Consider the following 22058-nt stretch of genomic DNA (forward strand, 5'->3'; position numbering starts at 1 on the left):
CTCACAAGAACGGGGACGAACCTCATGGGCATGAACGAGAACGAGTTCCGGGCGAGCCAGGCCGGCGGAGTCCCGCCGACCTACAGCCACCCCTACTACCAGCAGCCGGTCGCGGCCGCGCCGGTGCTCACGCCCCCGCGGCCCAAGAAGAAGCGCGTCGCCGCGCTCGTCACCGCCAGCACCCTCGCCGCGGCGGTCATCGGCGGCGCCAGCGGAGCCGCCATCGTGGGCCTCGACAGCGGATCGCCGACCAGCTCGGCCGCCTCCGCCACCACGGTGTCCAGCACCACGAACACCGACGTCAGCGCCGTCGCCGCGAAGGTGCTGCCCAGCGTCGTGCAGGTCAACGTCACCACCCGCCAGGGCGAGGCCATCGGCTCCGGGGTCATCCTCAGCTCCGACGGCAAGATCCTCACCAACGCGCACGTCGTGTCCGACGCCGTGGGCGACGTCACCATCACCCTGTCCGACGGCACCAAGTACCAGGCCAGCGTCGTCGGCGCCGACACCAAGGCCGACATCGCCGTCCTGCAAGCCGAGGGCGCCAGCGGCCTCACCGCCGCCACCCTCGGCGACTCCAGCAAGGTGCAGGTCGGCGAAGAAGTCGTCGCCATCGGCTCCCCCGGCGGCCTGCAGAACACCGTCACCTCGGGCATCGTCAGCGCCCTCAACCGCGACCTCTCCGACATCTCCAGCGGCGAACCGGACACCCCCTTCGGGCAGACCGCCGACACCAGCAGCGACAGCCCCAGCTACACCGCCATCCAAACCGACGCGTCCATCAACCAGGGCAACTCCGGCGGCCCGCTCGTCGACATGAACGGCGAGGTCATCGGCATCAACTCCGCCCTCTACAGCCCCTCGTCGACCTCCGCCGGATCGGTCGGCATCGGCTTCGCCATCCCCATCAACGACGCCAAAACGATCATCCAGCAGATCGAGAACAACTGACACACCGGAACGGGCCGCGGTCGGGGCGGCCCGTTCCGCTGTGCCGGGCGGTCCCCGCGCGCGGCCCGCGTTAGGGTTTCCCGGTGACCGACCGTCTTGTCTGGATCGACTGCGAAATGACAGGGCTGGACCTCGCGAAGGACGCCCTGATCGAAATCGCCGCCCTGGTGACCGACGCCGACCTCAACATCCTCGGCGACGGCCTCGACATCGTCATCCATGCCGATGACGACACCCTCGCCGGCATGCCCGACGTCGTGCGCGAAATGCACGCCAAATCCGGGCTCACCGACGAGGTCCGCCGCTCCGTCACCACCCTCGAGGAAGCCGAACAACGCGTCCTCGACTACATCCGGGCCCACGTCCCCGAACCCAACAGCGCGCCGCTCGCAGGCAACTCGATCGCCACCGACCGCGGCTTCATCGCCCGCGACATGCCCGCCCTCGACGCGCACCTGCACTACCGCATGGTCGACGTGTCCTCGGTCAAGGAACTCGTCCGCCGCTGGTACCCGCGCGTCTACTACGCCAAGCCCGAGAAAGGCCTCGCCCACCGGGCCCTCGCCGACATCAAGGAATCCATCAGCGAACTCGACTACTACCGGCGCACCGCGTTCGTGCCCATGCCAGGGCCCAGCAGCGACGACGCCCGCGCCGCGGCCGCCGAAGTGCAGCGCAAACACAGCAACTGACCCCCCGCGAGGCCCCCGCGACGGGCACGCTACGATATCCCGGCTGGTGGCGATCGCAAGACGCCCCACGTGGTGGGTGTAGCTCAGCTGGTAGAGCACCTGGTTGTGGTCCAGGAAGTCGCGGGTTCAAGTCCCGTCACTCACCCCAATGGCCCCACCCTGCTCGGTCGCTTCGCGGCCTCGCCGGGTGGGGTTCGTCATTTCGTCCGAGGGCCGAGCCCCCACGGTGCGAGCTCCTCACCCTGGCGAGCGCTGGGCACGAGGGCGGGGACCAGCGTGCCCCTACTCGGTCGCTGCGCGACCTCGTGGGGCTTGGTGACCGATCCGCTGGTCTCGCTAGGTCGCCTTGGGTGGGGGTCGCCCAGCCCCGCCTGCCGTGGGGTGGCTTGTGGGGTTGGGTGGCTGTCAGCTTGTTGTGGGGGTTGTCCAGGCTGACCAGGGGAGTTGCCAGACCGACCAGCCGTCCGTCGGCTCCAGGGGCTGGCCGCCGCTGTTGGAGACCGTGAACAGGTCGCCCTTCTTCGACAAGTCCATCAGCCACTTCGCGTTGTCGGTCGACAAGTTGATGCAACCGTGGCTCACGTTCCGCCGCCCCTGCGAACCCACCGACCACGGCGCCGAGTGGTAGAAGATCCCGCTGTTCGACAAACGCACCGCGTACTGCACGAACGTCCGGTAACCACCAGGCGTGTCCGCGGGAACGCCGTACGTGCCCGAGTCCATCGTGTAACCCACGTGCTCGCTCATCACCGTGTACGTCCCCACCGGCGTGGTGTTCCCCGGCTTGCCCATCGAGATCGGCATCGACCGCACCTCGGCGCCGTTCACCAACACCCTCGCCTGGTGCGAACCACCGTCGGCGAGCACCTCCACCCGGTCGCCCACCGTGATCTTCGCCGCACGGTCCTCCAGCCCGTACGCCCCGCCACCCAGCGACTTCCCGTAGATCGCGGCGTCCACCGAGATCTTCGTGCCCGGCACCCAGTAGTCCTTCGGCCGCCAGATCAGCTGGCTGTCACTCATCCAACGGAACGCGCCCTCGGTGACCGGCTCCGTCACCACCTTCACCGCCCGCTCCGCCGCCGCCCGGTCCGCCACCTTCGAGTTGAACGTGAAGATCAACGGCATCCCGACCCCGACCGTCTCCCCGTCCTGCATGTTCAACGAGACGGAGATGGTCTTCCGCGGCTTCGCGACAGTGGTGAACGTCGAGGTCGACGTCACCTGCTTGCCATCGGCGCCCACTGCCACGGCGGTCAACGTGTACTGCTTGCCGTACCCGAGCCCGTCCGCGAACTCCCACGACGAACCATCCGCCGACAGCGCGCCCGGCACGGCCTCACCCTCGGGGTTGCGCAGCGTGACCTCGGTCAACTTGCCGTCGGCCACCTTCACCGAAACGGGTTCGCCCGGCGCGACGTCAGCGGCCCCCGACGAGGGCAACACCGCGAGCGACGCCGGACGGGCGGCTTCGGCCGACTGCGACGCAGGCGCCTCCTGCCCGCCACCACCCGGCTCCGTCGTGCAGCCGGCCAGCAGCCCAGCCGCCAGCACCAGGCAAGCCCATCTGCCCGCCACCACCGAACGCCGCATCATGCCCCCAATCAGGTGAAGATCGCCCGCTTCGTTCTCCTGCTCCCAGTCTGCCCGATCTTCGCGCCCACAGGGGCCAGACCTGCCAAAACGTGATTGGGGACCCTCCGTGAAGGGACCCTGGAAGGCGTGCTAATCTTTTCTTCGTCGCCAGGGAGACCAGGCGGCCGGAGCAAGCGCCATTAGCTCAACTGGCAGAGCAGCTGACTCTTAATCAGCGGGTTCGGGGTTCGAGTCCCTGATGGCGCACAGTCACCCCAGGTCCTAGGGCCTGGGGTTTTTGCTTTCTGATCTTGGTGCCGTTTTACTGCCGTTTTTGGCGACGTCCAGCACGCCGAGCACTACTGCCGGACGCCGGGACGGCAGGTTGCGGCCGACGTAGGTGTCTGTGGTTTGCGACACACGCGAGTGGCCGAGAAGGTCACTCGCTTCCCGCGCCGGAAGCGCGTCAGTGACCAGTGTCGCCACCGTCCGGCGGAACGTGCGAGGCGTGAACCAGTCGCCGATGCCGTGACGCTTGCGGAAGGCCCGCCAGTCACGTCGAAGGTTGCTGGCCTCGCGGAGCCCGCCGAGCGTGTTTGGGAAGACCCAGCCGGTCAGTTCTTCGGGCCTGATGCCCTGCCTGGCGGCCACCCGGGCACGACGATCGAGCAGCATGTCAACGAGCCAGTCGGCCAGCGGAACGCCACGAAGCGCGTTGGCGCTCTTGCCCTCGTTGATCTTGGCGCCGTCCGCCTTCGTGCGGACCATGTTGCCCTCGACCCAAGCGACCTTCTTGCCGAAGTCGATGTTCTCCCAGCGGACGGCGATCCCTTCCCCGGTCCGCTCCCCGGTCCCGCCGTAGAACCGCATGATGTCGGGCAGGTCCTGCCGTTGGGCGATCTCGTCCGCGTCCGCCTTCGCGAAGATGTCCAGGACTTCATCGGCCGTGAGCGCCCTGGCCGGCTTCTTGCGCTTCCGATTTTCGACCGGCCGCGCGTCACGAACCGGGTTCACTTTGAGTGCTTCGTGCCGGACGGCCAGCCCGCACACTCCGGACAGGATCGCCCGGACAGTTCGCGCTGTACTGGCCGAGTACTCCTTGTTGATCGCCTGAACGATCGAGTCGGCACGCCCCACAGTGAGTTCGGCGATCGACAGGCCCTCGATCCGCGGCCTTACGAGGGTGCGCCAGCGCTGCTCGTAGGTGTCAAGTGAAGTCCCGCTCCGATTGCCCAGATCGACTTGCTCCCGGAACTCCTCCAGCCACTTCTCCCCCACCACCACGGCTTTGGTGTCGGGTTTGATCTGCCCTGACCCGATCTGACGATCAAGGAGCCGTTCTCGGAGCTTGTTCTCCGCAGCAGCTTTGGTAGCTGCCCAGCAGCGCACCTTCCGCACACGTCCATCGACGTCCCGGTACTGGCACGAGGCCATGAAGCTCGATCCGTCCTTCTTGGCACTGATCTTGCCGTACGTCCCCACCGGCAGCCGCGGTCGCGCCATCCTGTCTGTTCCCCCTCAGGCAGCGTCGTCGAGCGATTCGAACCAAGCGATGACGTCGGCAGCCTTGTAGCGCAGGTACTTGCCGACGCGCTTGCCCTTCGGGCCGTAGCCACGGGTCCGCCAGTCATACAGCGTGTTGACCGGGACGCCGAGGTACTCGGCGACGTCTTCCACCGTCCAGAGCCTTTCCATGTCTCGTGTCCTTTCACTTACAGGGCAAGGGTTTCCTCCGTCTCTTCGCATGCGATGCGTTTCCGCTCCCGAGCCTTCGCGGCTGCGGTGTTTGCCAACGCGGCGTCGCCGATGGTCAACCACCCGACGCCATCGAAGATCCAATTCAGGGTCACCGCGGACTCGTCGCCGTCCTGGTCTGCGTCGGCCGGCATTGCAGCTTCGGGGAACTCGCCGCGCCGGAATGCCTTACGAACGGCCCTTAGCGCCGTCAGCGTCGTGGAGTAGCGGCGGCTCTTGGTAGAGAAGTGCCCGCCGAAGCCGAGCATGTGCGCCCACTTCTGGAGCTTGCCCCAACCTTCGGCCCAGTCGGTGCGCTGCTGCTTGCTGGTGTAGTAGAAGGGCCGTTGCCCAAGCCGCCAGCACGCGACGAGCTGCCGGGACTGGTGGTTGTCGCGCTCCGCGTGCATGTTGGCGTCGAGCTGCGTGAGCCGCCGGGAGACGTGCCCGGCTTCCTCGGTGGCCTTCGTGGCGTACTTCGCGAGATAAGCGGCCACCGCGGTGGTTGTCAGCGAACCACGGTCATCGTGATCACTCGCGTGAAGGTGGACGGGGCGGATGTCGCGCTGCTTGCCCCAGCTAATGGTCCAGCCGGTGCGTCGCCGGGGGTGGGGTGCTGTGGTGAAGCGCGTGACGGTCGCAGCGGTGTCGATGAGGCTGCTCAGCAGCTCCGGCGTAATGCTCGGATCCGGCGCGACGATGGTATCCGGATCGTTCGGGTCGAGGCCATCGAGCCTGATCAGGGCGTGGAAGTGCACGACACCGCGCCGCTGGTACTCGGCCACCTTGGCGTACGAGAGCCGCACCCGCACGCCCCGGTCCTTGGCGGCCGCCTTGAGGTACCGGTTCAGCGTGATCGTGGTGCGCCGCCACAGTTCCCCGGCGTGGAAGTTCCAGATGGCCTGGGCGTCGTAGTCGTAGCAGTCCCGGCAGATCGGCTCCCCCACGCACGGGTCATCCTCGCCGTGCCGAACCGGGCACTCCGTCGAGCGGCCGTGCGGACAGAGCGGCGCGTACCGTCGGGGCCGACAGGGCTTGACCTGCCCGTTGCTGACCACCCGCGTGTGCACAGCCCCGAAGGCCGGCGCGGTGAGCGTGACGAAGAAGCACGGATGCTCGGTGACGGTCTCCGGCACGCCCTTCCCGCCGACGAGACCGGCTTTCACGAGCTGGTAGGTATCGGCCCGGTAGGTCTCCGCACACGCCGGGCAGACCGAAGCACGGCGGTTCTTGCAGGCGACGTACAGCAGCCCGTCCGGCATGTCGTCGGTGACCCGCTCGACCTCACCGCCGCCCCAGTCCGCTTCCACACGAAGACGAACGGGCCGGGAGCAGGCAGCCGCAGGCATGACGTGCGCCAGCCACCAGCGGTAGTCCGGCCTGGTCGCGCGGCGAAGCAGATCAAGGGCCAGGTCGCGAGCGCTCATACGGACACCGCCCGAAACACTTCGCCCCGGAAGCTCGCCCACGACACAATGACCACATGCGGGAGGGCTACATGCGGAACCACCTTGAGGATCCCGAGCTGGGCAGGGTGGTCAACCGCTACGTGACGCCGGGCCGTCGGTACAAAAAGCTGTCCTACCAAAACCTCATGCGGATGGCACCAGAAGATCGCTCCCGCTTCGGACGGGCGTTCGCTGAAGACGCCCGACTGGTGACCGATGACGAGCTGCGTAACCTGCTCGACTACGAGTGGCGCGCACGTAGGACAGCCGCCTGGCTTATCGGGCTCGATCGCCGCAGCAGATTCCGCGAGCAACTCGGCGACCTGTTGCTTGCCAGTGAGCTGGGCCTTGCTGGCAAGGGCTACTGCTTCGCACTTGCGCGCTTCGGCACTGAGAAGGATGTCCAACTGCTGGTCGCCTACCTCGACCGCTACCTTCCGCGGACCGATCTCTCGTATGACCAGGCCGAGGCGCTGGGCGCCTTGCAATTCATAGATGTGAAGCTCGGGACCCACTACGCTGCCCGTTTCCTCCAGGAGGGCGGGCTGTGGCATCGTTGGGCACGTCCGGAGTCGAGACTGGCAGCCCCGCCACTCCTCCTCCGGGACATCAGCGAACTGTGCGCCCTCGCCGACGAATGGATGGCTTCCTGACTCCGGCTCGGCAACGGCTCCCAGCCCCACCACGGTCTCGGTGGTGGGGCTGAGGGTCATGGTCGAGACGGTCAAGGATGCTCCGGTTAGGCGAACAGGTGCGCGTAGGTCTCGACGTCGCGGGTGGTGGCCCACCGCCAGCCCTCCAAGAGTTCGCCAGTCGGCGCGTAGGCGGGCAGCAGCGCGTAGGGGTCGAATGCGGAAATCGGCAGAGCGATGAAGCCGCCGATCTCGGGCGCGTGCGCGAGGCGGGCGACGTCGACGGCGTTGTTCTCGCCGGTGACGAAGACCCACAGCTGCTCAGGGGTGAGGGCCATGGGTTTGGTTGCGGTCAGCATGAGGGCAGTCCTCTCCTGCGAGTCGAATTGCGAATGGGGATTAAGCGGTCTTGCGGGTGCGGATTTGGCGCGCGTATTCGACGAGCGAGTGAATGTGCGCGTCGGTCAAATAAGCGGTCTTCATCCGGCGTGGGATGCCGCCTTCGGCGAGCAGCAGGGCGACGCCGCGTTCCTCCGGCGCGATGTTGGAGGCATCGAATCCCTGCGCGGCCCAGCCCCGACCGAGGATGATGTCGGAGCTGGAATCGGTGGTGCAGCGGTAGGCCATGCGGTACCCGAACAGGTCCCGCAGCGAAGTAGGGATGATGTCGGCAGAAGGCCGCTGAGTCGCGGCTACGACGATGATCCCGGCAGCCCGGCCCCGTGCCACGAGGTCCCGCAGCAGACGGACGAACTGCTCTTGCTGGTCCTTGGTGCCCATCGTGGCCGAGAACAGGGCCAGTTCGTCGATGACGACCATGATCACGTCGATCGGGTCGTGACGGTCGATCTTGCGCCGCCGCACCCGGTCCAGCTCGACATACCGGCGGTCCATCTCCGCCTGCAGCCGCTCCAACGCGGTCAGAGCGCGTTCGATGTCGGGGCCGACGAACAGGTCGGCCACCTCGCGCCACAGGCCCAGCTCGACTTGTTTGCCGTCGAAGAGCCACAAGGACAGGTCCGGGCACAGCGCGCCGTGCGCGACGATGTTGTTGAGCCCCACGGACTTCCCCGCGCCGGGTTCCCCGGCGAGCAGGATGTTGCGCCAGATCAGCTCGATATCAACGCCGTAGCCGTCTTCGTAGATGCCAAGGTGGACGGGGTCATAGATGGACAGCCCAGCCACCGGAACTGTGTTCTTCCGCATGACAGCCCTCTCAGTCGATGTAGTCGGAGAGGTCTTCGCCGTGGACCACCGCGGCCGGCTTCGCCGCGGGCTTGTCCTGCACGGGCAGCGGCGTGACCGTGGCAGCCGCGATGGGCTCCGTCCCCTCACTACGGGACTTGCGAACGAGGGACGCCAGCTTCGCCAGGGGCGAGTCGATCGGCGTCGAGCGGTCCAGCGGGTCACGACGGATGACCTCGACCGCGAACAGGGTGGACAGCTTGCGCACCCGGTGCACCCGCGCGTCACGGGCGTAGCAGGCGGGCGCGATGTACTCGAGAACCGCTTCCAGATCCCCGGCCGAGGAGCCCGCACGGCTCCACAACCAGATCCGCTCCCCGGTCTTCGTAGGCCGTGCCCACAGCATGAACGGCAGCGCGCCGTCCAGGTTCATCGTGCGGGCACGCGCCTGCCGCAGGCAGGTCCGCAGCCGGTGCCGGTCGACCAGGCACCAGAACCTGGAGAACACGAACCAGCGGGTCTGCGGCACCAGCACCACGACAACCACGGTCCCGCTGAAGATCAGCCAGGCGTAACCCTCGCCGACCTGGTGATTCAGCCACGCCATGCCCACGAGGAACACGGCGGTCAGAAAGATCTCTGCGCGCCAGCGCAGCAGCACGCCCAGGCCCACGACGAACCAGTGCTGCTTCGGCGCGTGCCAGAACTCCATGACATCGACACGGCGCGCTCCACGCGCCCGGCGGATAGACTTCGCCACGACTCCTCCAAGGTGGAGACGAAAGAGGCACGGGTCCGGACAGGAACCGCCAAGAACCAGACCGGTCCCGTGCTTCTCTTCGAGGGAAATGACTAACGGCCGGCGGCATTCCGCTCAGCCAGATCCCGGCTGTTGTGCCGGATGAGCACTTCAGACGTTCGTCACGGTCAGGAAGCGGAGCTCGCCGACGTCTTCGAACCGGAGACAGCCTTGATGTCGATCGCACGGAAAGCCACGCCGTTGCGGCCGTTCTGTGCCCACGGAATCGCCTGCAGCTCAACGGGCGTCACGACGGTGCCAGTGGTGACCTTGGGGGCCTGCGGGGCCGCGACGGTCACACTGATCACCTCCGCGCCCGAGCCGTCCATGGCAACCAGCTGCACAGTCCACATCGGAACGTTCGTGCTGCGCTCGACCCGCTGAATCCCGTTCTGATCCGTCTTCGGCTGAGCCTCCCGGCCCACCGTGAACGTCACCTGCGAAGTGTCGATGAGCAGACGCATAACCTGTCCTCCAAGGGTGATCAGTTCCGCACCGCTCCATAGCGCTCTTCGGTGCGTCCCTGACGATGCCGCCGAGGACGGGGACGGCTTCACCACACAGAGGGACATCTAGGGACGTCTCTGGTAGCGTGAAGACGTCCCTAGGCGTACTTGGGGGAGGGTCGATGACCAACGAGCGTCTGCGTGACGCCCTGCTGACACGGGGCCTCACACCGGACGAGCTCGCCGAGCGTATCGCAGTGGACCCGAAGACGGTCGAGCGCTGGATCACCAAGGGCCGTACGCCCTACGCGAAGTCGCGGCACAAGATCGCCGCAATCTTGCAGGAGAGGGAGAGCTACCTATGGCCGGGCGCGCTGTCCGAGGCCAAGGCGAGTGAGGTCAGTAACTCCGAGATCGTGAAGGTCTACGCCCACCGCAACTCGGTGCCGGCCGACCTCTGGGACAAGCTCCTGGCACAGGCCACGACGTACGTGGACATGCTGGTCTACGTCGGCATGTTCATGACCGAGAAGCCGGGCCTGCTGGAACTGCTGCGCGGCAAGGCCGAGGCGGGCGCGCGGATCCGGCTGCTGTTCGGCGACCGGGACGCCCCGGCGGTGATCCAGCGCAGCGCCGACGAGGGCATCGGACCGCACACGATCTCGGCCAAGATCGACCACGCCCTGGCCTACTTCCGCAAGCTCGACGGCGTACCCGGAATCGAGATCCGAACCCACGGAACGGTGCTGTACAACAGCATCTTCCGGTTCGACGACGAGATGATCGTCAACCCGCACGTCTACGGCAAGATGGCCGCCCACGCTCCCGCGCTGCACCTGCGGCGGTTGTCGGCGGGTGACCTGTTCACCACCTACGCGGACAGCTTCACCGCCGTGTGGGAGCACGCTCAACCGCACAAGTGGGAGGACTGAGGCTCGTGCCGAAGAAGGACTACTACGACGACCCCGACGCCCCGGCCGCCAACAGCATCGTGCCCGCGGTCGCCGCTGTGGTGCGCAACGAGGCCGGCGAAATCCTGATGATCGAGCGCACCGACAACGGCCTGTGGGCACTCCCCGGCGGGGCCCAGGACCTCGGCGAGTCGGTGGTGGACGCCGTACGGCGCGAGGTCGAGGAAGAGACCGGGCTGACGGTCGAGGTGACCGGGATCAGCGGCATCTACTCCGACCCGAAGCACGTGATCGCCTACGACGACGGCGAGGTCCGTCAGGAGTTCTCGATCTGCTTCCACGCCCGCCCACTGGCAGGCACGTTGCGGCCCAGCTCGGAGTCACGACAGGTGCACTGGGTCGCGCCGGAGCGCCTGGAGGAGCTGGACATCCACCCCTCGATGCGGCTGCGCATCGATCACGCGATCAAGAACCCGCAGGACGTCCATTTGGGTTAACCGCCGAGACGGCGGACAGACGGCCCTTCGTGCGCTCGACGGCTGCCAGCAGCTCAGGAGTGGCACCGGTGATGAACCGAGTCACGAGATGGTCAGGGCCGTAGCGCCGCTTGATCTCCGCAATGCGATCTTCGGCGTCGATGGTCTCGCCGTCCGGCGAGGTGGTCAGGTCGCAGTACCAGAGCGCGTCGCGGATCGAGCCGCGTTCGTCGTGGAAGTCGGCCAGCTCGTCGGTCAGCCCCCGCAGTTCGGCTTCATAGACGGCGTAGGAGTGGTGCGCGACCAGGTGCACGAGCCGTTCGGGGGCATCGACCTTGGCGAGGTAGGTAGCGCCGTCGATGGGGTGAAAGCCGGTGTCGACCAGGTCGGGGGCATACCCGATGTCGTGCAGGATGGCCGCGGCTTCCAGCAGTTCAGCGTCCGATCCGGCGATCGGCGCAAGGGTGCGCGCCTGCCGGGCTACGCCCTGGACGTGGGCCCATCGTCGAGGCAGCGCGTCACGCAGCTTCGCCTCGGAGAGGTCGTATGCCCACGAGATCAGCGACATCCGCCCACCGTAACGTCAAGATTCAGCAGACGCACGAGGCCAATGATCCCGTTCAGGGACGCTGGCCAAGGAGGCCAGGTGTCGAGTCACCGGACGCGATCCAGGACCGGGCATCCGGGTCGATCCACCCTGCCACCTCAAGCGCCAGCGCAAGCAGGTCTTCCAGGGGCCGGTTGTGGATGGGCTCGTGGTGACCGATGCGGTTGCGCAGTACGTGAAGCTCCGCCACTGCCCGCTCCACATCCGCGCGACGTTTGCCGGGGAAGGCGCGGTACATGCAGTAGCGCCAGAGCGTGCCGTCATAGCGTCGGGCGAGCAGGAAGCGCCAGAACCCGAGGTTCAGCTCGGCGACGACCCGACCTGGTGTTTCAGGACGGCCGTTGCGTGTGCCGCGCCGGATGGCTTCGCGGATGTCGCGGCGGGTCTGCTCGCTGATGATCGGGTCGATCACCGCATACCATCGGTCGGTCCGGTGCCGCTGCCGCGACCAGGCGGTGAGTTCCCGGTGCAACGCGTTGCGGACCAGAACTTCGACGTGCGCGAGGGTGCGCCAGAAAGCGGACGAGACCTCCGCGTTCCACTCGTAAAGGGCTACCGCGCTGCGGTCGTCGCTGACCGAAGCCCGGTAGGGCGTGAGACGATCATGGGAGAACCAGGCTTCGAGGTGACTCAGGTCGGTCATCGTGTACCATGATGTACGAAGACCCCGGCTCGCCTCTGATTCAAGCGGCCGGGGTTTTGGCGTGTCGGGGTGTTGTTCACTCGGCGGTCGGCCAGGCCGGCTTGCGGTGCTTCCGCGGCTCCGTGCCTGGCACGGGGCGAGCCTCCGGAGGATTAACGAAGGTGCCCTTACTGGGGATCACACGGACGAGGCCCCGGAGCTGCAAGAGCCGGATTGCGTGACGAGTAGTCCCGACCGCGACGCCGTACTCCTCCGCGAGCCGGCGCTCTGCCGGTAGGGGCCGATCGGGCTGTAGCTCACCGTCGCGAATCCGCGCCTCAATGTGGTCGGCCACCTGGTCGTACAGGTAGCCGGCCGGGTCGGGAGCGAACGAGAACGCCATTGAAGAACCTCCGCTTGGTTGCAGTCGGACATCAACTGCCGCCAACCGTCGGTCCAGCTCGATCACGTCGGCACGAACAGTCGCCGAGCAAGTCAGGAGCCGAACGCGAGCCACGGTGCGGCCGCATCCCCCACGGGACGTTGAGGCGCGGTGCGACTCGCGGAGCGGAGGTCCGCCGCACCAGGGCGCACCGCCAGAATATGCGAATTTTAGATATTCGCAAGCGCTGGGGTGACCTGGTTGCGTGGAGAAGTCGATCTACTCGGCCGAGTACCAGCAGGTCTGCGACCTGTTACGCCAGCTCCGGCGCGAGGCAGGGTTGACTCAGGTCCAGGTAGCCGCGGCACTCGGGGTGCCACAGTCCTTCGTCAGTCGCTACGAATCTGGCCAGAGGCGCCTCGACATCGTCGAGTTGCACCATGTCGCGGACGTGCTCGGCTTGTCGCTAGCAGAGTTCCTCAGGCGCTTAGGTCCGACTTGGAGCAATTTCCCGCGGAGCTGACTCAACTCGCCTTGTAACGCCCCGATGCTTGCCGCGAATAAAAGGCATGACAGATCCCGGATGGACAGACCTAACGACGATCGATGCCGTCCTTAGATACCGCCGCAGGCGTAGCGGGCCACATTGGGTCTCCTCCTTGATGGCAGCATTACGCGATGCCCGGCAGGCGTCAGGGCGTTCATTATCTTCCGGAAAGGTGCTTGCCAGACAGACGAAAAAAGCAGGTTCCTGGCTAGGCGCCCTAGGCTACATGGTGGTCCTCGACCAGGTCGGTAGCTGTTACCGACCAGCTGGCGTTGCCCAACTCACATCGGGCCCAGACTTCGTCACTGCGCTCGCCTACTTCGCTCCGGGAATCAGCAGCGAGAACAGGATGGCACTGTACGCCTTGCGTTGTAGCTTCGCCCACGACTATTCACTCGTCAACATTCCGCGCAACAAGAAAAATATCGATTTGATACACCATTTCTTCCTAGATGACGACGACAGCACCGACGATCTCGTTCGAATACCTTCCGACCGCTGGTCGGGCGACTTGAGTCGGCGTAGCGTACACACCGCAACATGGGTGAACCTGCGACGGTTCGGCGACCTGGTGGAACGGGTCTACTCGCAACTGTGTTTCCTTCATACGAAAGGAAGGCTGTTGATCGCGTTGAGCGGCGGTGCAGCCGAGCTACGTGCCCGCTACGCGTTCACTGTTCGGCCCGGCATGAAACTCATCGACCCCCAAGGGGGCTAGCGTCCCGTCACTACCCACCGCTCGTCGGTTCACTCGTTACTCGTTCTGATTCTGTGACCTTACAAGCGAAATCCTCAAATCAATCCTGCCCAAGAGTAGTTCCCGCCTCACTTTCGACAAGCTGCTGCGGAAGGGTCAAAATTTCACCAAGTAGAACATACACCGAAAGGAACAAATATCGAGCCTCGTGTTCGTCGACGTCTTTATGAACGCCAGTCGACACGCGGGCGTAAATATCGCCAATAGCTCGCCGAATCCTCGCAGCCCTACCGCCAACTACACCTCGCGCGTACACATACGCATTGATTCGATTCAGAACATTACCCTGCTTCACGGCAAGTTCCTGATCGCCGATCTTGAACGGTTGATCACTGGGAGGAAGCACCGCATCAGCTACGCCGTCGATCAGCCGCCGACACGTCAACATCGCCTGACTGACAGCTTCACTTTCGCCGTCACGTAGACGCTCAGCGATACTGTCAATTTTTTTCAAGGCCTCCCCAGCCAAAGGACTCAACCGACCGTCAATCGCCGTCCTCGCGTCCTCGAAGAGCGATGCCTGTAGTTCACTGAACATCAACTCATAGTAGGTTCGACTAGCAAAATCATATACGTGCGATTCAACTTGCGCTAGAACTCGACCAATCATTGCAGCAGTGTTGGCACTCTGGGTGATATTTTTCATTCTTTCCCGGCTTGCAATCACGACCATGTCGCCCGACAAGTTTCCATTACTCATGGCAGAAATCGCAAGTTCGGTGCTTTCCTTATGCGACTCAAGGGCGAGAAGGCTCAGCCAATACCCTTTTCCCTCAGACCTGTCGGACCAACGACCGGCCCGCGTCATCCACTCTGTCCCTTTATCAGTGGAAGGCACGCCGCTTATCTCGAAGTTGAGCCACTCCTGGGCCTCGTAGTCTCGTACCAATCGGGCCAGTCGCATCGCCTTGAGAACACTCTTCGAGACAGGCACACGCGACAATTCAACATCGGCGAGAAGCTCCTCTGCCAAGCGCAGCGCTTCGTCTTGACGGCTCAACTTCGGGTCGGTCCTTTCCGGGTGAGAACTTTCTATACGTCTTCAAGCCGCCCTACCGGGCGGGCGCGCGGGCCGAACTGGCGCGCGGCCGAGCTGGGCCGCTCCGCTCTGCACGGCCGCGCTGAACGCCGTCGGCCGGCGCGCGCACGCCTCGGGGGCGCAGAGGACGTCGGAAGTACCCAGCGTCGGCGGCTGGCGGAAGATGCACCTTCCCCGCGATCGCCGCATGGTCAAAGCCGGGCCGGGCGCTGTCAACCCCGCTTCGCGCCGATCACGCCCGCGGTGGTCGGCTTGTGCACGCACAGTCACGGGACGTACGTCGCTGGTCGGGCGTGATCGGTTACAGGGTTGACAGCACCCGTTCCGGCTGTGGGCGGCTGTGGATCGCGGGAAAGGTGCCGTGTGGTCGGTGCCCCGGGCGTCAGGTTGGCGGGCGTGGCCCGCTCAGGTGCCCGTTAACTGCCGCTAATGGCTCGTGGACGACCGGACCTGGTCGACTCGGACCAGAGGCCGCATTCAGAGAAGTGCCAGGTCAGCGGCATCAACCAGGGGTAACCAGGACCACCGGGATCAGTCGATCCAAGATCAGCGGGTTCGGGGTTCGAGTCCCTGATGGCGCACAGTCACCCCAGGTCCTAGGGCCTGGGGTTTTCTTTGTTGATCTTCCTGTGTTTCTACTGTTCCTTTTGGCCTCACCTCGTCTGTGGTTGGGACACGCACAAGTGCCCGAGGAGATCGCCGGCTTCCCGCGTCGGGAGCGCGTGCGTGTCGACGAGCACGGCGAGGCCCGCACCGGTGCACTCCCCGTGCCGCCGATGGCGCACAGTCACCCCAGTGCCGCCACGTCCTCGGCTAGTTGGTCGAAGCCGGCGCAGGCGCGGGACTGCCTGGACATCGCCGCGGCGCGGTGGGGGTACGGGGCTCTCAAAACCTGCGCGCAACTCTCGGTCAAGGACTCCGGGGTGAGGGAACCGACGTCGAGCCGGATGCCAAGGCCCAGTGCCGCCGAGCGCTCCGCGTTGTGGGACTGGTCCGAGAACATCGGTAGGAGCACCATCGGGGTCCCGGTGCGGATCGCCTCGGCGACACTGCCGAAACCGCCGTGCGTAACGATCAGATCCGCGGACTCCAGCAGCAGCGGTTGCGGCACGAACGACATCAGCCGCACGTTGCCGGGCCTCGGACCGGTCCACTCGCCGGGCTCGGCGCCCAGCGCGACCACCGCGGTGCACGGCAAATCACCCAACGCGGCGACCATCGTCTCCAGCACCGCGGGCGTCTCCCGCACGAAGGTCCGCGCCACACTGCCCAGCCCCGCGACGACCAGTGGCCGGTCGTCGGGCAGATCCAACAACGACGCGTCGAGCGGGCCCGCGGGCGGATCCGGCCGGTAGTAGCGCGCCGAGGACACCCGCAGCTCCTCCGGGTACCACGCGGCCGGCACCACCCCGGCGAGCAGGAAGCCCTCCGGGTGTCCCGGCTCGTCGACGGTGTCCAGTCCGAACTCGGCCCGCTGACCGTTCAGCGCGTCCCGGACCAGCGGCAGGTTCAGCGCCGAGAAAGGAGAAGTGTCCAGGACCGCCTGCGGCAGCCCCAACTTCTCGGCGGCGAGGTAGCCGCCGAACTCCTTGCACTCCCGCACCAGCACGTCGGGCTTCCACGACGCGGCCACCGCCAGGACGTCCCGCGCGAAGGTGCCCGCCAGCGAACCGGCGAAGGCGATCGTGAGCGTGCTGGACGCGCCCCGCACGTCACCTTCCGGCACCGCGGCGGGATCGGCCACCAGTTCGGTCAGGGTCAGCACGTTCGGCAGCGGCAGGTGCTCGATCCCGGCGCGGGCGAGGTGGGGCGCCATGGCCGGCGCCGTGGCGACAGCCACCTCGTGCCCGGCGCGTTGCAACGCCTTCGCCGCAGGCACCAGCACCGGCACGAGGTGCGAGTAGAACGGCTGGCACGTCATCAGCACGCGCATCCAGAACCCCCGATCTCCGCGCGGAAAACGCCGTGCCTTTGTACCAGTGACGCGCACCGGGTTCCGGGGAGGCCCGCCGGTTGCTCCCACCGGCCGAAGACGTACCTGCGTCCGCCGGAATTGCGCCGTCCAGTCCTAAGTGGACGACATGAACAGGAGGTTGATCGACTAACCGGCTGCCGCTATGGTCGGAAGATCGGATTCGGCGCCGACGGAAACGCTCACACCGCCCTGTAGGCCATTTCGGCCACTTCCATCGAACACCGGCATCCCGGTGGATGCCCGGGGACGGACGGGATTCTCACTGTGATGGCTACCCAATGGACTCCTGCGGTGCACTGGCCCGGGGAGCAGGCACCGGATTCGGGCGTCGTGATCAGATGCCCGTTTCCCGCCCGCCGGAATCCCCATTTCGACCGGCTCGTCGTCGACACCGAGCGGTGGTTCGTCGAACAGGGCGTGTTTTCCCGTTACCCGGACGCGGACCGCCTCACCAGACAGTTCCTCCGCCACCAAGGCGCCGAAGAACATGCGCGGATGTGGCCCGACGCCGGCTACCCCGGACTGTGGCTGGCCGGGCGGCTGCTGACCCACATGTCCTGCCTGGACGACTTCCTCGACGAGATCTGGGGCCCCGACCAGGACGACCAAGCCGCTCACGTCGTCGGGCTCATCGCCGGCATCCTCAACGACAAGGCCGACCCGGCCGCGGTGGCGGCCGAGCCGCTGGCGTCGCTCCTCGACTCGCTGTGGACCGAAACCCGTGCGGTGGCACCGGGACACTGGCTGGACCGGGCCGCGCGGATCCACCTGGCCTACCTGGAAACGAGCATGGAGGAACGCGCGCTCCGGGCGGCGAGCGCGGTGCCGACGACGGCGCGGTACGTGACCTCGCGCCACTACAACGGCGGGATGTTCTACGCCGCGGCGCTCGTCGAACTGGCGAACGAAGCCTGGCTACCGGAGGACCTGTCGTGCCGCCCGGAGATCACCGACCTGGCGCTGCGGCTGAGCAACGCGAGCACGTGGGCCAACGACCTGTTCTCGTACCAGCGGGAAGCCGCGCACGGCACCGGCGCCAACCTCGCGGTGGTGCTGACGACGCACGAGGGCCTGACCGAGGACGAGGCACTGACCAAGATCGTCGAGCTGGTCAACGCCGAACTGCTCACCCTGGACTTCCTGTGCGACGCGGCGGCCGCCCTGCCGGATCCGGCGGCCCGGTACGCGGACGGCGTGCGGGCACTGGCCTCCGGGCTGATGCACTGGATGGCCGGAACCGCCCGCTACGCGACGACGCCGAGCGCCTGACGTGCCGGCACGCGTCCACGAAGGACCGCCGCGCTACCGCGGTTCGTCGACGGGAACCGGGATCGAGCTCATCCACCGGGCGCGCTGCTGCTCGACCGCGGTGTCGATGGCCTGCAGGATGCTCGTGACGACGAGGTCGTATATCTGGTCCGCGCTCAAACCCCGATCGGCCTCGGCTTTCGCCAGCGCCGGGTACTCCCCGGCGCTCGGGCCCGGCCCGCCGGCGCGGGTCTCGTGCAGAGCGCTGCTGACGGCGAACGCCGCGAGCGCGTCGAGCAGTGGCATCACCACCGCGCTGGGCACACCCTCGCGCATGAGCCGGGCGGCGGAGGTGTCGAGCAGGTGCGCGCCGAACCCGTGCGACCGCGACGCGACGATGACCGGCAGCAGCGCGGGATGGGCGAGCAGCACGCGGCGCAGGGTGCGAGCGTTGTCCGGCAGCCACTCCCGCCACGACGCGTCGGGTTCCCCGGTGTCGCGCACCTCCTCGAGGACCAGCTCCGCGACGCCGAGGAGGATGTCCTCCTTGCTCTTGAAGTGGTGGTACAGCGAGGCGCCGTTGACTCCCAGCGCGGCCGCGAGGCGCCGGATGCTCAGCGCTTCGAGCCCGCCGTCGTCGACGATCTCGAGCGCGGCCTCCAGCGCCCTTCGCTTCGAGATCAACGGAACCTTGGGTCTCACCACCTCGTGACTATAAGCCAACGCGGCTCGGTACCCGTCCGGGTGATAACGCCGCTGACCAGGACCGATCGCGCTGCGTCATACCGGCGTTAACCGTGCGTTGCGAGGTTCTTGCCGTAGCCCATCCGCGCAGCGAATTTTGGCTCAGCGACAACCTTATGCGGCCACCCGGAGCGGGTCTAAGATCCCTCGGTCCCACCTAAACCAAACGATGATTGGTGTCGCTCATGCTTCCTCCCACACCAGGATCCGACCCGCTCGACAACGCGGCCTGCGATCCCGGCGTGACCTGGACCACCGGCAACGTCGCCGAAGCCTTCCCCGGCGTCTCCACGGCGCTCGGCTTCACCTTCATCCACCGCCCGATGGAGCTGGCGTTCCGCAAGATGTTCCGCGGCATGGGCGTGTTCGGGAAGGCCGCGCTGGCCGTGCCCGAGCGCATCGAGGACCAGTTCTGGACCGCCTTCGCCGGACGCGCGGCGGCCAACATCAACCAGTTCCGCACCGTCGCGAGCGTCATCCCGGGCACCTCGGCGACCGCCATCGAACAACAACTGTTCGGTTACGTCCGGGAAGGCACCGTCGACGAGAACTCGATGCGCCGGTACCCGATCATCGCGGTGAAAGCGCCCCGCGCCGTCATCACCCTGCCCAAGAAGCACGACCGCATGTTCGCTGAGCTCCGCGAGTGGCGCCTCGCGACCCTGCCCACGATCCCCGGCGGGTCCGTGGACGACAGCCTGGCGATCCTGCGGGACGCCAGGGAACGCTTCGAGCGGATCATGATCCTGCACCTGCTGGTGGCGTTCGTCAGCTCGGGCCTGGCCGACCGGCTGGCCGCCATGGTCGCCGCCGCGGACGTGCCCGGCCTGGAATCCCGGCTGCTGTCCGGTGTCGGCTCGGACGAGAACGAGGTCGCCCAGGACCTGTGGCTGCTCGCCCACGAGCGGCTCGACCTCGAGACCTTCCTGGACCGGCACGGCTACCACGGCCCGCACGAGGGCCAGCTGCACAGCACCTCGTGGCGAGAGGACCCGGCTCCGATCCTGGCCCGCCTCGACGACTACCGCGCGGTGGCCGAAGACGACCCGCGGGCCCCCCGCAACCGCGCCGCCGAACAGACCCGCATCCGGCACGCGGCCGCGGAGGAGCTCAAGAAGGCGGTGTCGCCGTTCCAGCGCCGATCGATCACGCTGCTGACCAACCTCTCCGCCCGCTTCCTCGCACTGCGCGAACAGGGCAAGGCCGGCTACCTGCTCACCTTCGACGTCGCCCGCGCCGCGGCCCGCCGGATCGGGGCGGACCTGGTCGAGCGGGGACTCCTGGACGACGCCGCCGACGTCTTCCACCTCACCTTCGACGAGGTGGTCTCCGGTGACGTCATCGACCGCCGAGACCTGGTGCGGCACCGGCGCGCCCAGTACGAGGACCGGTTGCGCTACCGCCTCCCCCAGGCGTGGGCCGGGATGCCCGAGCTGATCGAGATCGGCGGCGACGCCGCGTCGGACGCCCCGGTGGGCACCACGATCACCGGTGTGGCGGCCAGCGGCGGCGTCGTCGAAGGGCGCGCCAGGGTAGTGCGCGACCCGGCGGCCACCGAACTGGACGACGGCGACATCCTCGTCTGCGAGACCACCGATCCCAGCTGGGTTTCCCTGTTCCTGGTCGCCGGGGCCGTGGTGACCGACTTCGGCGGTCTGCTCAGCCACGGCCCGATCGTCGCCAGGGAACTGGGCCTGCCGTGCGTGTGCGGGACCGAGGACGGCAGCCGCCGCATCCGGGACGGACAGCGGATCCGCGTCGACGGCGACCGCGGCGTGGTCGAGGTCCTCGCTCGCGTGGACGAAAACGCCACCCGATGACGAACGGCGCCGGCACCCCGCGGGGTGCCGGCGCCGATTCCCGCCGTGTCACCAGGTCCCGGCCGCCACCTCCGCCCTCGCGACGGTCATCAGGTGTTCCAGCAGGCGCACCAGGATCCGCTTGCTGGACTCGCGGTCGCGCACGTCGCACAGCTGCACCGGCACGTGGTCGTCGAGGTCGAGCGCCTGGCGCACCTCCTCCTCGTCGTAGATCTCCGCTCCGTCGAAGCAGTTCACCGCCGCGATGAACGGGATCCCGCGCGACTCGAAGAAGTCGATGGACCCGAAGGAGTCCTCGATGCGCCGGGTGTCGACCAGCACGACGGCGCCGAGCGCGCCGACCGAGAGTTCCTTCCACATGAACCAGAAGCGGTCCTGCCCCGGTGTCCCGAACAGGTAGAGCACCACTTCCGGGTTGATCGTGATGCGGCCGAAGTCCAGCGCCACGGTGGTCGTGGTCTTGCGCTCGACACCGGTCAGGTCGTCGACCCCGATGCCGATCGCGGACAACCGCTCCTCGGTGCGCAGGGGCTTGATCTCGCTCACCGCGGTGACCAGGGTCGTCTTGCCGACCCCGAACCCGCCGGCGATGAGGAGCTTGACCGCCCGCACCCCGGTCAGTTCCGGGGAGCCGGCGCTTCCGTCAGAGTTTTCGAACGCCATCGAGCACCGCCTGCAGAAGTTTGATGTCGGGCCTGCCCGTGGTGGGCGGAGGCGGCGACCGGAAAATGAGGTGACCGGAACTGATGAGGTCACTGACGAGCACCTTCACCGCGGCCAGCAACAGGCCCATCTGGGCCGAGATCTCGGCGATCGAGAGCGGCCGGCGTTGGCACATGCGCAGGATCTCCCCGTACTCCCGGTCCAGCGCGGCGACGTCCGCCTCGGGGCGGACAGCCACCACCAACGTGATGATGTCGAGTTCGTGCAGGTCCTTCCCGGCCCGCCCGCGGGTCACCGCGAACGGGCGGATGAGCGGCCCGGGGTCGAACTCGAACGACTCGTCGTCCCCCGCGTGTTTCATGGCGTGTGCGGAACCGGCATCTCCATCAGCATCCCCCTCGGGCTCGCCGCCATGGTGTCGCCGACCTGTTGCACGATCACGTTCATCTCGTAGGCGATCATGCCGAGGTCGGCGTTCTCCGAAGCCAGCAACGCGAGGCACGCGCCCTCGCCCGCCTCGGTGACCACGAGGTAGCCGTACTCGAGTTCGACGACGGTCTGCTGGACCAGTCCCTTGTCGAACTGGGTGCCGACCCCGCGTGCCAGGCTGCGGAACGCCGACGCCATCGCGGCGAGGTGTTCGCCGTTCTCCCGGTCCAGGCTCGCGGAGCGGCCCAGCAGCAGGCCGTCGGCGGACAGCGCGACCGCCCGCTCGGCCCCGGCCAGTCGCTTCACCAGGTCTTCGAGCAACCAGTTCAGGCCGCTCGCGCCGGCTCTGACCACGTCTTCGTTCATCGCCTTACCA

26 protein-coding genes and 2 tRNA genes are annotated in these 22058 nt (G+C 66.9%); 11 read left to right on the plus strand and 17 right to left on the minus strand.

The annotated features are described in order from the left end of the window. Positions 1-30 precede the first annotated feature (30 nt). The 3 genes from AMY39116_RS0324220 (at position 31) to AMY39116_RS0324230 (ending at position 1791) form a co-directional block, all read left to right on the plus strand. On the plus strand, positions 31-951 hold the full coding sequence (locus AMY39116_RS0324220; protein ID WP_369794336.1) for a S1C family serine protease: 921 nt from the start codon (positions 31-33) through the stop codon (positions 949-951). A gap of 83 nt (positions 952-1034) precedes the next feature. Further along, a complete protein-coding gene (gene orn, locus AMY39116_RS0324225) occupies positions 1035-1643 on the plus strand; it encodes an oligoribonuclease (protein WP_084506149.1) in 609 nt (202 codons plus the stop codon). A gap of 72 nt (positions 1644-1715) precedes the next feature. Next, positions 1716-1791, plus strand: a tRNA-His gene (locus AMY39116_RS0324230). A 257-nt stretch (positions 1792-2048) separates the two neighbouring features. Here the strand turns inward: AMY39116_RS0324230 and AMY39116_RS0324235 are convergent. Beyond that, positions 2049-3239 carry an Ig-like domain-containing protein gene (locus AMY39116_RS0324235; RefSeq protein WP_020420216.1) on the minus strand — a complete coding sequence of 397 codons (1191 nt, stop codon included), beginning with the start codon at positions 3237-3239 and terminating at the stop codon, positions 2049-2051. A 173-nt stretch (positions 3240-3412) separates the two neighbouring features. Here AMY39116_RS0324235 and AMY39116_RS0324240 point away from each other — a divergent pair. Next, positions 3413-3485, plus strand: a tRNA-Lys gene (locus AMY39116_RS0324240). Positions 3486-3500: 15 nt separating this feature from the next. On the opposite strand, the gene xerC is transcribed toward AMY39116_RS0324240, so the two are convergent. The 3 genes from xerC to AMY39116_RS0324255 are packed head-to-tail and all read right to left on the minus strand — an operon-like array spanning position 3501 to position 6379. After that, positions 3501-4721, minus strand: a complete 1221-nt coding sequence (gene xerC, locus AMY39116_RS43520; RefSeq protein WP_084506150.1) for a tyrosine recombinase XerC — start codon at positions 4719-4721, stop codon at positions 3501-3503. A gap of 15 nt (positions 4722-4736) precedes the next feature. Further along, positions 4737-4913, minus strand: a complete 177-nt coding sequence (locus AMY39116_RS0324250) for an AlpA family transcriptional regulator (protein WP_020420218.1) — start codon at positions 4911-4913, stop codon at positions 4737-4739. A gap of 17 nt (positions 4914-4930) precedes the next feature. Then, complete coding sequence (locus tag AMY39116_RS0324255) at positions 4931-6379, minus strand: replication initiator (protein ID WP_020420219.1); 1449 nt, start codon at positions 6377-6379, stop codon at positions 4931-4933. Between the two features lie 56 nt (positions 6380-6435). On the opposite strand from AMY39116_RS0324255, the gene AMY39116_RS0324260 reads away from it, so the two are divergent. Then, complete coding sequence (locus AMY39116_RS0324260; RefSeq protein WP_020420220.1) at positions 6436-7053, plus strand: DUF6000 family protein; 618 nt, start codon at positions 6436-6438, stop codon at positions 7051-7053. An 86-nt stretch (positions 7054-7139) separates the two neighbouring features. On the opposite strand, the gene AMY39116_RS0324265 is transcribed toward AMY39116_RS0324260, so the two are convergent. The 4 genes from AMY39116_RS0324265 to AMY39116_RS0324280 all read right to left on the minus strand — a co-directional run bounded on the left by AMY39116_RS0324265 (position 7140) and on the right by AMY39116_RS0324280 (position 9480). Then, a complete protein-coding gene (locus AMY39116_RS0324265; RefSeq protein ID WP_235716211.1) occupies positions 7140-7391 on the minus strand; it encodes a hypothetical protein in 252 nt (83 codons plus the stop codon). 40 nt (positions 7392-7431) lie between these two features. Then, complete coding sequence (locus AMY39116_RS0324270) at positions 7432-8238, minus strand: FtsK/SpoIIIE domain-containing protein (RefSeq protein WP_027936193.1); 807 nt, start codon at positions 8236-8238, stop codon at positions 7432-7434. Positions 8239-8248: 10 nt separating this feature from the next. Continuing rightward, complete coding sequence (locus tag AMY39116_RS0324275; protein WP_020420223.1) at positions 8249-8929, minus strand: hypothetical protein; 681 nt, start codon at positions 8927-8929, stop codon at positions 8249-8251. Positions 8930-9144: 215 nt separating this feature from the next. Then, positions 9145-9480 (minus strand): hypothetical protein, encoded by a 336-nt coding sequence (locus AMY39116_RS0324280; protein WP_020420224.1) that lies wholly within the window; start codon positions 9478-9480, stop codon positions 9145-9147. A gap of 164 nt (positions 9481-9644) precedes the next feature. Between AMY39116_RS0324280 and AMY39116_RS0324285 the strand changes: the two genes are divergently transcribed. Both AMY39116_RS0324285 and AMY39116_RS0324290 read left to right on the plus strand, forming a co-directional pair. Then, positions 9645-10394, plus strand: coding sequence for a helix-turn-helix domain-containing protein (locus AMY39116_RS0324285; protein ID WP_020420225.1), 750 nt, complete (start codon positions 9645-9647; stop codon positions 10392-10394). 5 nt (positions 10395-10399) lie between these two features. Beyond that, the gene (locus AMY39116_RS0324290) at positions 10400-10870 is read left to right on the plus strand and encodes an NUDIX domain-containing protein (protein WP_020420226.1); all 471 of its coding nucleotides are present in this window, start codon (positions 10400-10402) and stop codon (positions 10868-10870) included. On the opposite strand, the gene AMY39116_RS0324295 is transcribed toward AMY39116_RS0324290, so the two are convergent. The 3 genes from AMY39116_RS0324295 to AMY39116_RS43525 form a co-directional block, all read right to left on the minus strand. Beyond that, on the minus strand, positions 10839-11417 hold the full coding sequence (locus AMY39116_RS0324295) for an HD domain-containing protein (protein ID WP_020420227.1): 579 nt from the start codon (positions 11415-11417) through the stop codon (positions 10839-10841). The two genes, AMY39116_RS0324290 and AMY39116_RS0324295, sit on opposite strands and share 32 nt — an antisense overlap. A 52-nt stretch (positions 11418-11469) precedes the next feature. Next, positions 11470-12099: a hypothetical protein gene (locus tag AMY39116_RS0324300; protein ID WP_020420228.1), complete on the minus strand. Its 630-nt coding sequence runs from the start codon at positions 12097-12099 to the stop codon at positions 11470-11472. 76 nt (positions 12100-12175) lie between these two features. Then, entirely contained in the window at positions 12176-12481 is a 306-nt protein-coding gene (locus AMY39116_RS43525) for a winged helix-turn-helix domain-containing protein (protein WP_020420229.1), read from the minus strand. A gap of 244 nt (positions 12482-12725) precedes the next feature. Between AMY39116_RS43525 and AMY39116_RS0324310 the strand changes: the two genes are divergently transcribed. Continuing rightward, positions 12726-12983 (plus strand): helix-turn-helix domain-containing protein, encoded by a 258-nt coding sequence (locus AMY39116_RS0324310; protein ID WP_020420230.1) that lies wholly within the window; start codon positions 12726-12728, stop codon positions 12981-12983. Between the two features lie 373 nt (positions 12984-13356). After that, complete coding sequence (locus AMY39116_RS46265) at positions 13357-13725, plus strand: hypothetical protein (RefSeq protein WP_157358675.1); 369 nt, start codon at positions 13357-13359, stop codon at positions 13723-13725. 79 nt (positions 13726-13804) lie between these two features. Here the strand turns inward: AMY39116_RS46265 and AMY39116_RS46270 are convergent, their stop codons facing one another. Further along, positions 13805-14764 (minus strand): hypothetical protein, encoded by a 960-nt coding sequence (locus AMY39116_RS46270; RefSeq protein ID WP_157358676.1) that lies wholly within the window; start codon positions 14762-14764, stop codon positions 13805-13807. 826 nt (positions 14765-15590) lie between these two features. After that, positions 15591-16736 (minus strand): glycosyltransferase, encoded by a 1146-nt coding sequence (locus AMY39116_RS0324315; RefSeq protein ID WP_020420231.1) that lies wholly within the window; start codon positions 16734-16736, stop codon positions 15591-15593. A gap of 537 nt (positions 16737-17273) precedes the next feature. Between AMY39116_RS0324315 and AMY39116_RS46275 the strand changes: the two genes are divergently transcribed. Continuing rightward, the gene (locus tag AMY39116_RS46275) at positions 17274-18047 is read left to right on the plus strand and encodes a terpene synthase family protein (protein WP_157358677.1); all 774 of its coding nucleotides are present in this window, start codon (positions 17274-17276) and stop codon (positions 18045-18047) included. Positions 18048-18080: 33 nt separating this feature from the next. Here AMY39116_RS46275 and AMY39116_RS0324325 read toward each other — a convergent pair whose 3' ends face one another. Beyond that, the gene (locus tag AMY39116_RS0324325; protein ID WP_039791729.1) at positions 18081-18731 is read right to left on the minus strand and encodes a TetR/AcrR family transcriptional regulator; all 651 of its coding nucleotides are present in this window, start codon (positions 18729-18731) and stop codon (positions 18081-18083) included. 281 nt (positions 18732-19012) lie between these two features. On the opposite strand from AMY39116_RS0324325, the gene AMY39116_RS0324330 reads away from it, so the two are divergent. Continuing rightward, positions 19013-20590 carry a PEP-utilizing enzyme gene (locus tag AMY39116_RS0324330; RefSeq protein ID WP_020420234.1) on the plus strand — a complete coding sequence of 526 codons (1578 nt, stop codon included), beginning with the start codon at positions 19013-19015 and terminating at the stop codon, positions 20588-20590. 48 nt (positions 20591-20638) lie between these two features. Here AMY39116_RS0324330 and AMY39116_RS0324335 read toward each other — a convergent pair whose 3' ends face one another. The 3 genes from AMY39116_RS0324335 to AMY39116_RS0324345 are packed head-to-tail and all read right to left on the minus strand — an operon-like array spanning position 20639 to position 22048. Beyond that, positions 20639-21253, minus strand: coding sequence for an ATP/GTP-binding protein (locus tag AMY39116_RS0324335; RefSeq protein WP_051123594.1), 615 nt, complete (start codon positions 21251-21253; stop codon positions 20639-20641). Continuing rightward, the gene (locus AMY39116_RS0324340) at positions 21234-21614 is read right to left on the minus strand and encodes a DUF742 domain-containing protein (RefSeq protein ID WP_020420236.1); all 381 of its coding nucleotides are present in this window, start codon (positions 21612-21614) and stop codon (positions 21234-21236) included. The genes AMY39116_RS0324335 and AMY39116_RS0324340 overlap by 20 nt, the downstream gene beginning before the upstream one ends. Next, positions 21611-22048, minus strand: coding sequence for a roadblock/LC7 domain-containing protein (locus AMY39116_RS0324345; protein ID WP_020420237.1), 438 nt, complete (start codon positions 22046-22048; stop codon positions 21611-21613). The genes AMY39116_RS0324340 and AMY39116_RS0324345 overlap by 4 nt, the downstream gene beginning before the upstream one ends. Positions 22049-22058: the final 10 nt, after the last annotated feature.

Origin of the sequence: Amycolatopsis sp. ATCC 39116 (genome assembly GCF_000231075.2) — a bacterium.
Taxonomy (GTDB): Bacteria; Actinomycetota; Actinomycetes; order Mycobacteriales; family Pseudonocardiaceae; genus Amycolatopsis_E; species Amycolatopsis_E tucumanensis.

Bases quoted from the DNA above. Each gene is read 5' to 3' on its own strand.
- AMY39116_RS0324220 (WP_369794336.1), top strand. From the start codon at position 31: ATGAACGAGAACGAGTTCCGGGCGAGCCAGGCCGGCGGAGTCCCGCCG.
- AMY39116_RS0324235 (WP_020420216.1), bottom strand. From the start codon at position 3,239: ATGATGCGGCGTTCGGTGGTGGCGGGCAGATGGGCTTGCCTGGTGCTG.
- xerC (WP_084506150.1), bottom strand. From the start codon at position 4,721: ATGGCGCGACCGCGGCTGCCGGTGGGGACGTACGGCAAGATCAGTGCC.
- AMY39116_RS0324250 (WP_020420218.1), bottom strand. From the start codon at position 4,913: ATGGAAAGGCTCTGGACGGTGGAAGACGTCGCCGAGTACCTCGGCGTC.
- AMY39116_RS0324255 (WP_020420219.1), bottom strand. From the start codon at position 6,379: ATGAGCGCTCGCGACCTGGCCCTTGATCTGCTTCGCCGCGCGACCAGG.
- AMY39116_RS0324260 (WP_020420220.1), top strand. From the start codon at position 6,436: ATGCGGGAGGGCTACATGCGGAACCACCTTGAGGATCCCGAGCTGGGC.
- AMY39116_RS0324265 (WP_235716211.1), bottom strand. From the start codon at position 7,391: ATGCTGACCGCAACCAAACCCATGGCCCTCACCCCTGAGCAGCTGTGG.
- AMY39116_RS0324270 (WP_027936193.1), bottom strand. From the start codon at position 8,238: ATGCGGAAGAACACAGTTCCGGTGGCTGGGCTGTCCATCTATGACCCC.
- AMY39116_RS0324275 (WP_020420223.1), bottom strand. From the start codon at position 8,929: ATGGAGTTCTGGCACGCGCCGAAGCAGCACTGGTTCGTCGTGGGCCTG.
- AMY39116_RS0324280 (WP_020420224.1), bottom strand. From the start codon at position 9,480: ATGCGTCTGCTCATCGACACTTCGCAGGTGACGTTCACGGTGGGCCGG.
- AMY39116_RS0324285 (WP_020420225.1), top strand. From the start codon at position 9,645: ATGACCAACGAGCGTCTGCGTGACGCCCTGCTGACACGGGGCCTCACA.
- AMY39116_RS0324295 (WP_020420227.1), bottom strand. From the start codon at position 11,417: ATGTCGCTGATCTCGTGGGCATACGACCTCTCCGAGGCGAAGCTGCGT.
- AMY39116_RS0324300 (WP_020420228.1), bottom strand. From the start codon at position 12,099: ATGACCGACCTGAGTCACCTCGAAGCCTGGTTCTCCCATGATCGTCTC.
- AMY39116_RS43525 (WP_020420229.1), bottom strand. From the start codon at position 12,481: ATGGCGTTCTCGTTCGCTCCCGACCCGGCCGGCTACCTGTACGACCAG.
- AMY39116_RS46265 (WP_157358675.1), top strand. From the start codon at position 13,357: ATGGCACTGTACGCCTTGCGTTGTAGCTTCGCCCACGACTATTCACTC.
- AMY39116_RS0324315 (WP_020420231.1), bottom strand. From the start codon at position 16,736: ATGCGCGTGCTGATGACGTGCCAGCCGTTCTACTCGCACCTCGTGCCG.
- AMY39116_RS46275 (WP_157358677.1), top strand. From the start codon at position 17,274: ATGTGGCCCGACGCCGGCTACCCCGGACTGTGGCTGGCCGGGCGGCTG.
- AMY39116_RS0324335 (WP_051123594.1), bottom strand. From the start codon at position 21,253: ATGGCGTTCGAAAACTCTGACGGAAGCGCCGGCTCCCCGGAACTGACC.
- AMY39116_RS0324340 (WP_020420236.1), bottom strand. From the start codon at position 21,614: ATGAAACACGCGGGGGACGACGAGTCGTTCGAGTTCGACCCCGGGCCG.
- AMY39116_RS0324345 (WP_020420237.1), bottom strand. From the start codon at position 22,048: ATGAACGAAGACGTGGTCAGAGCCGGCGCGAGCGGCCTGAACTGGTTG.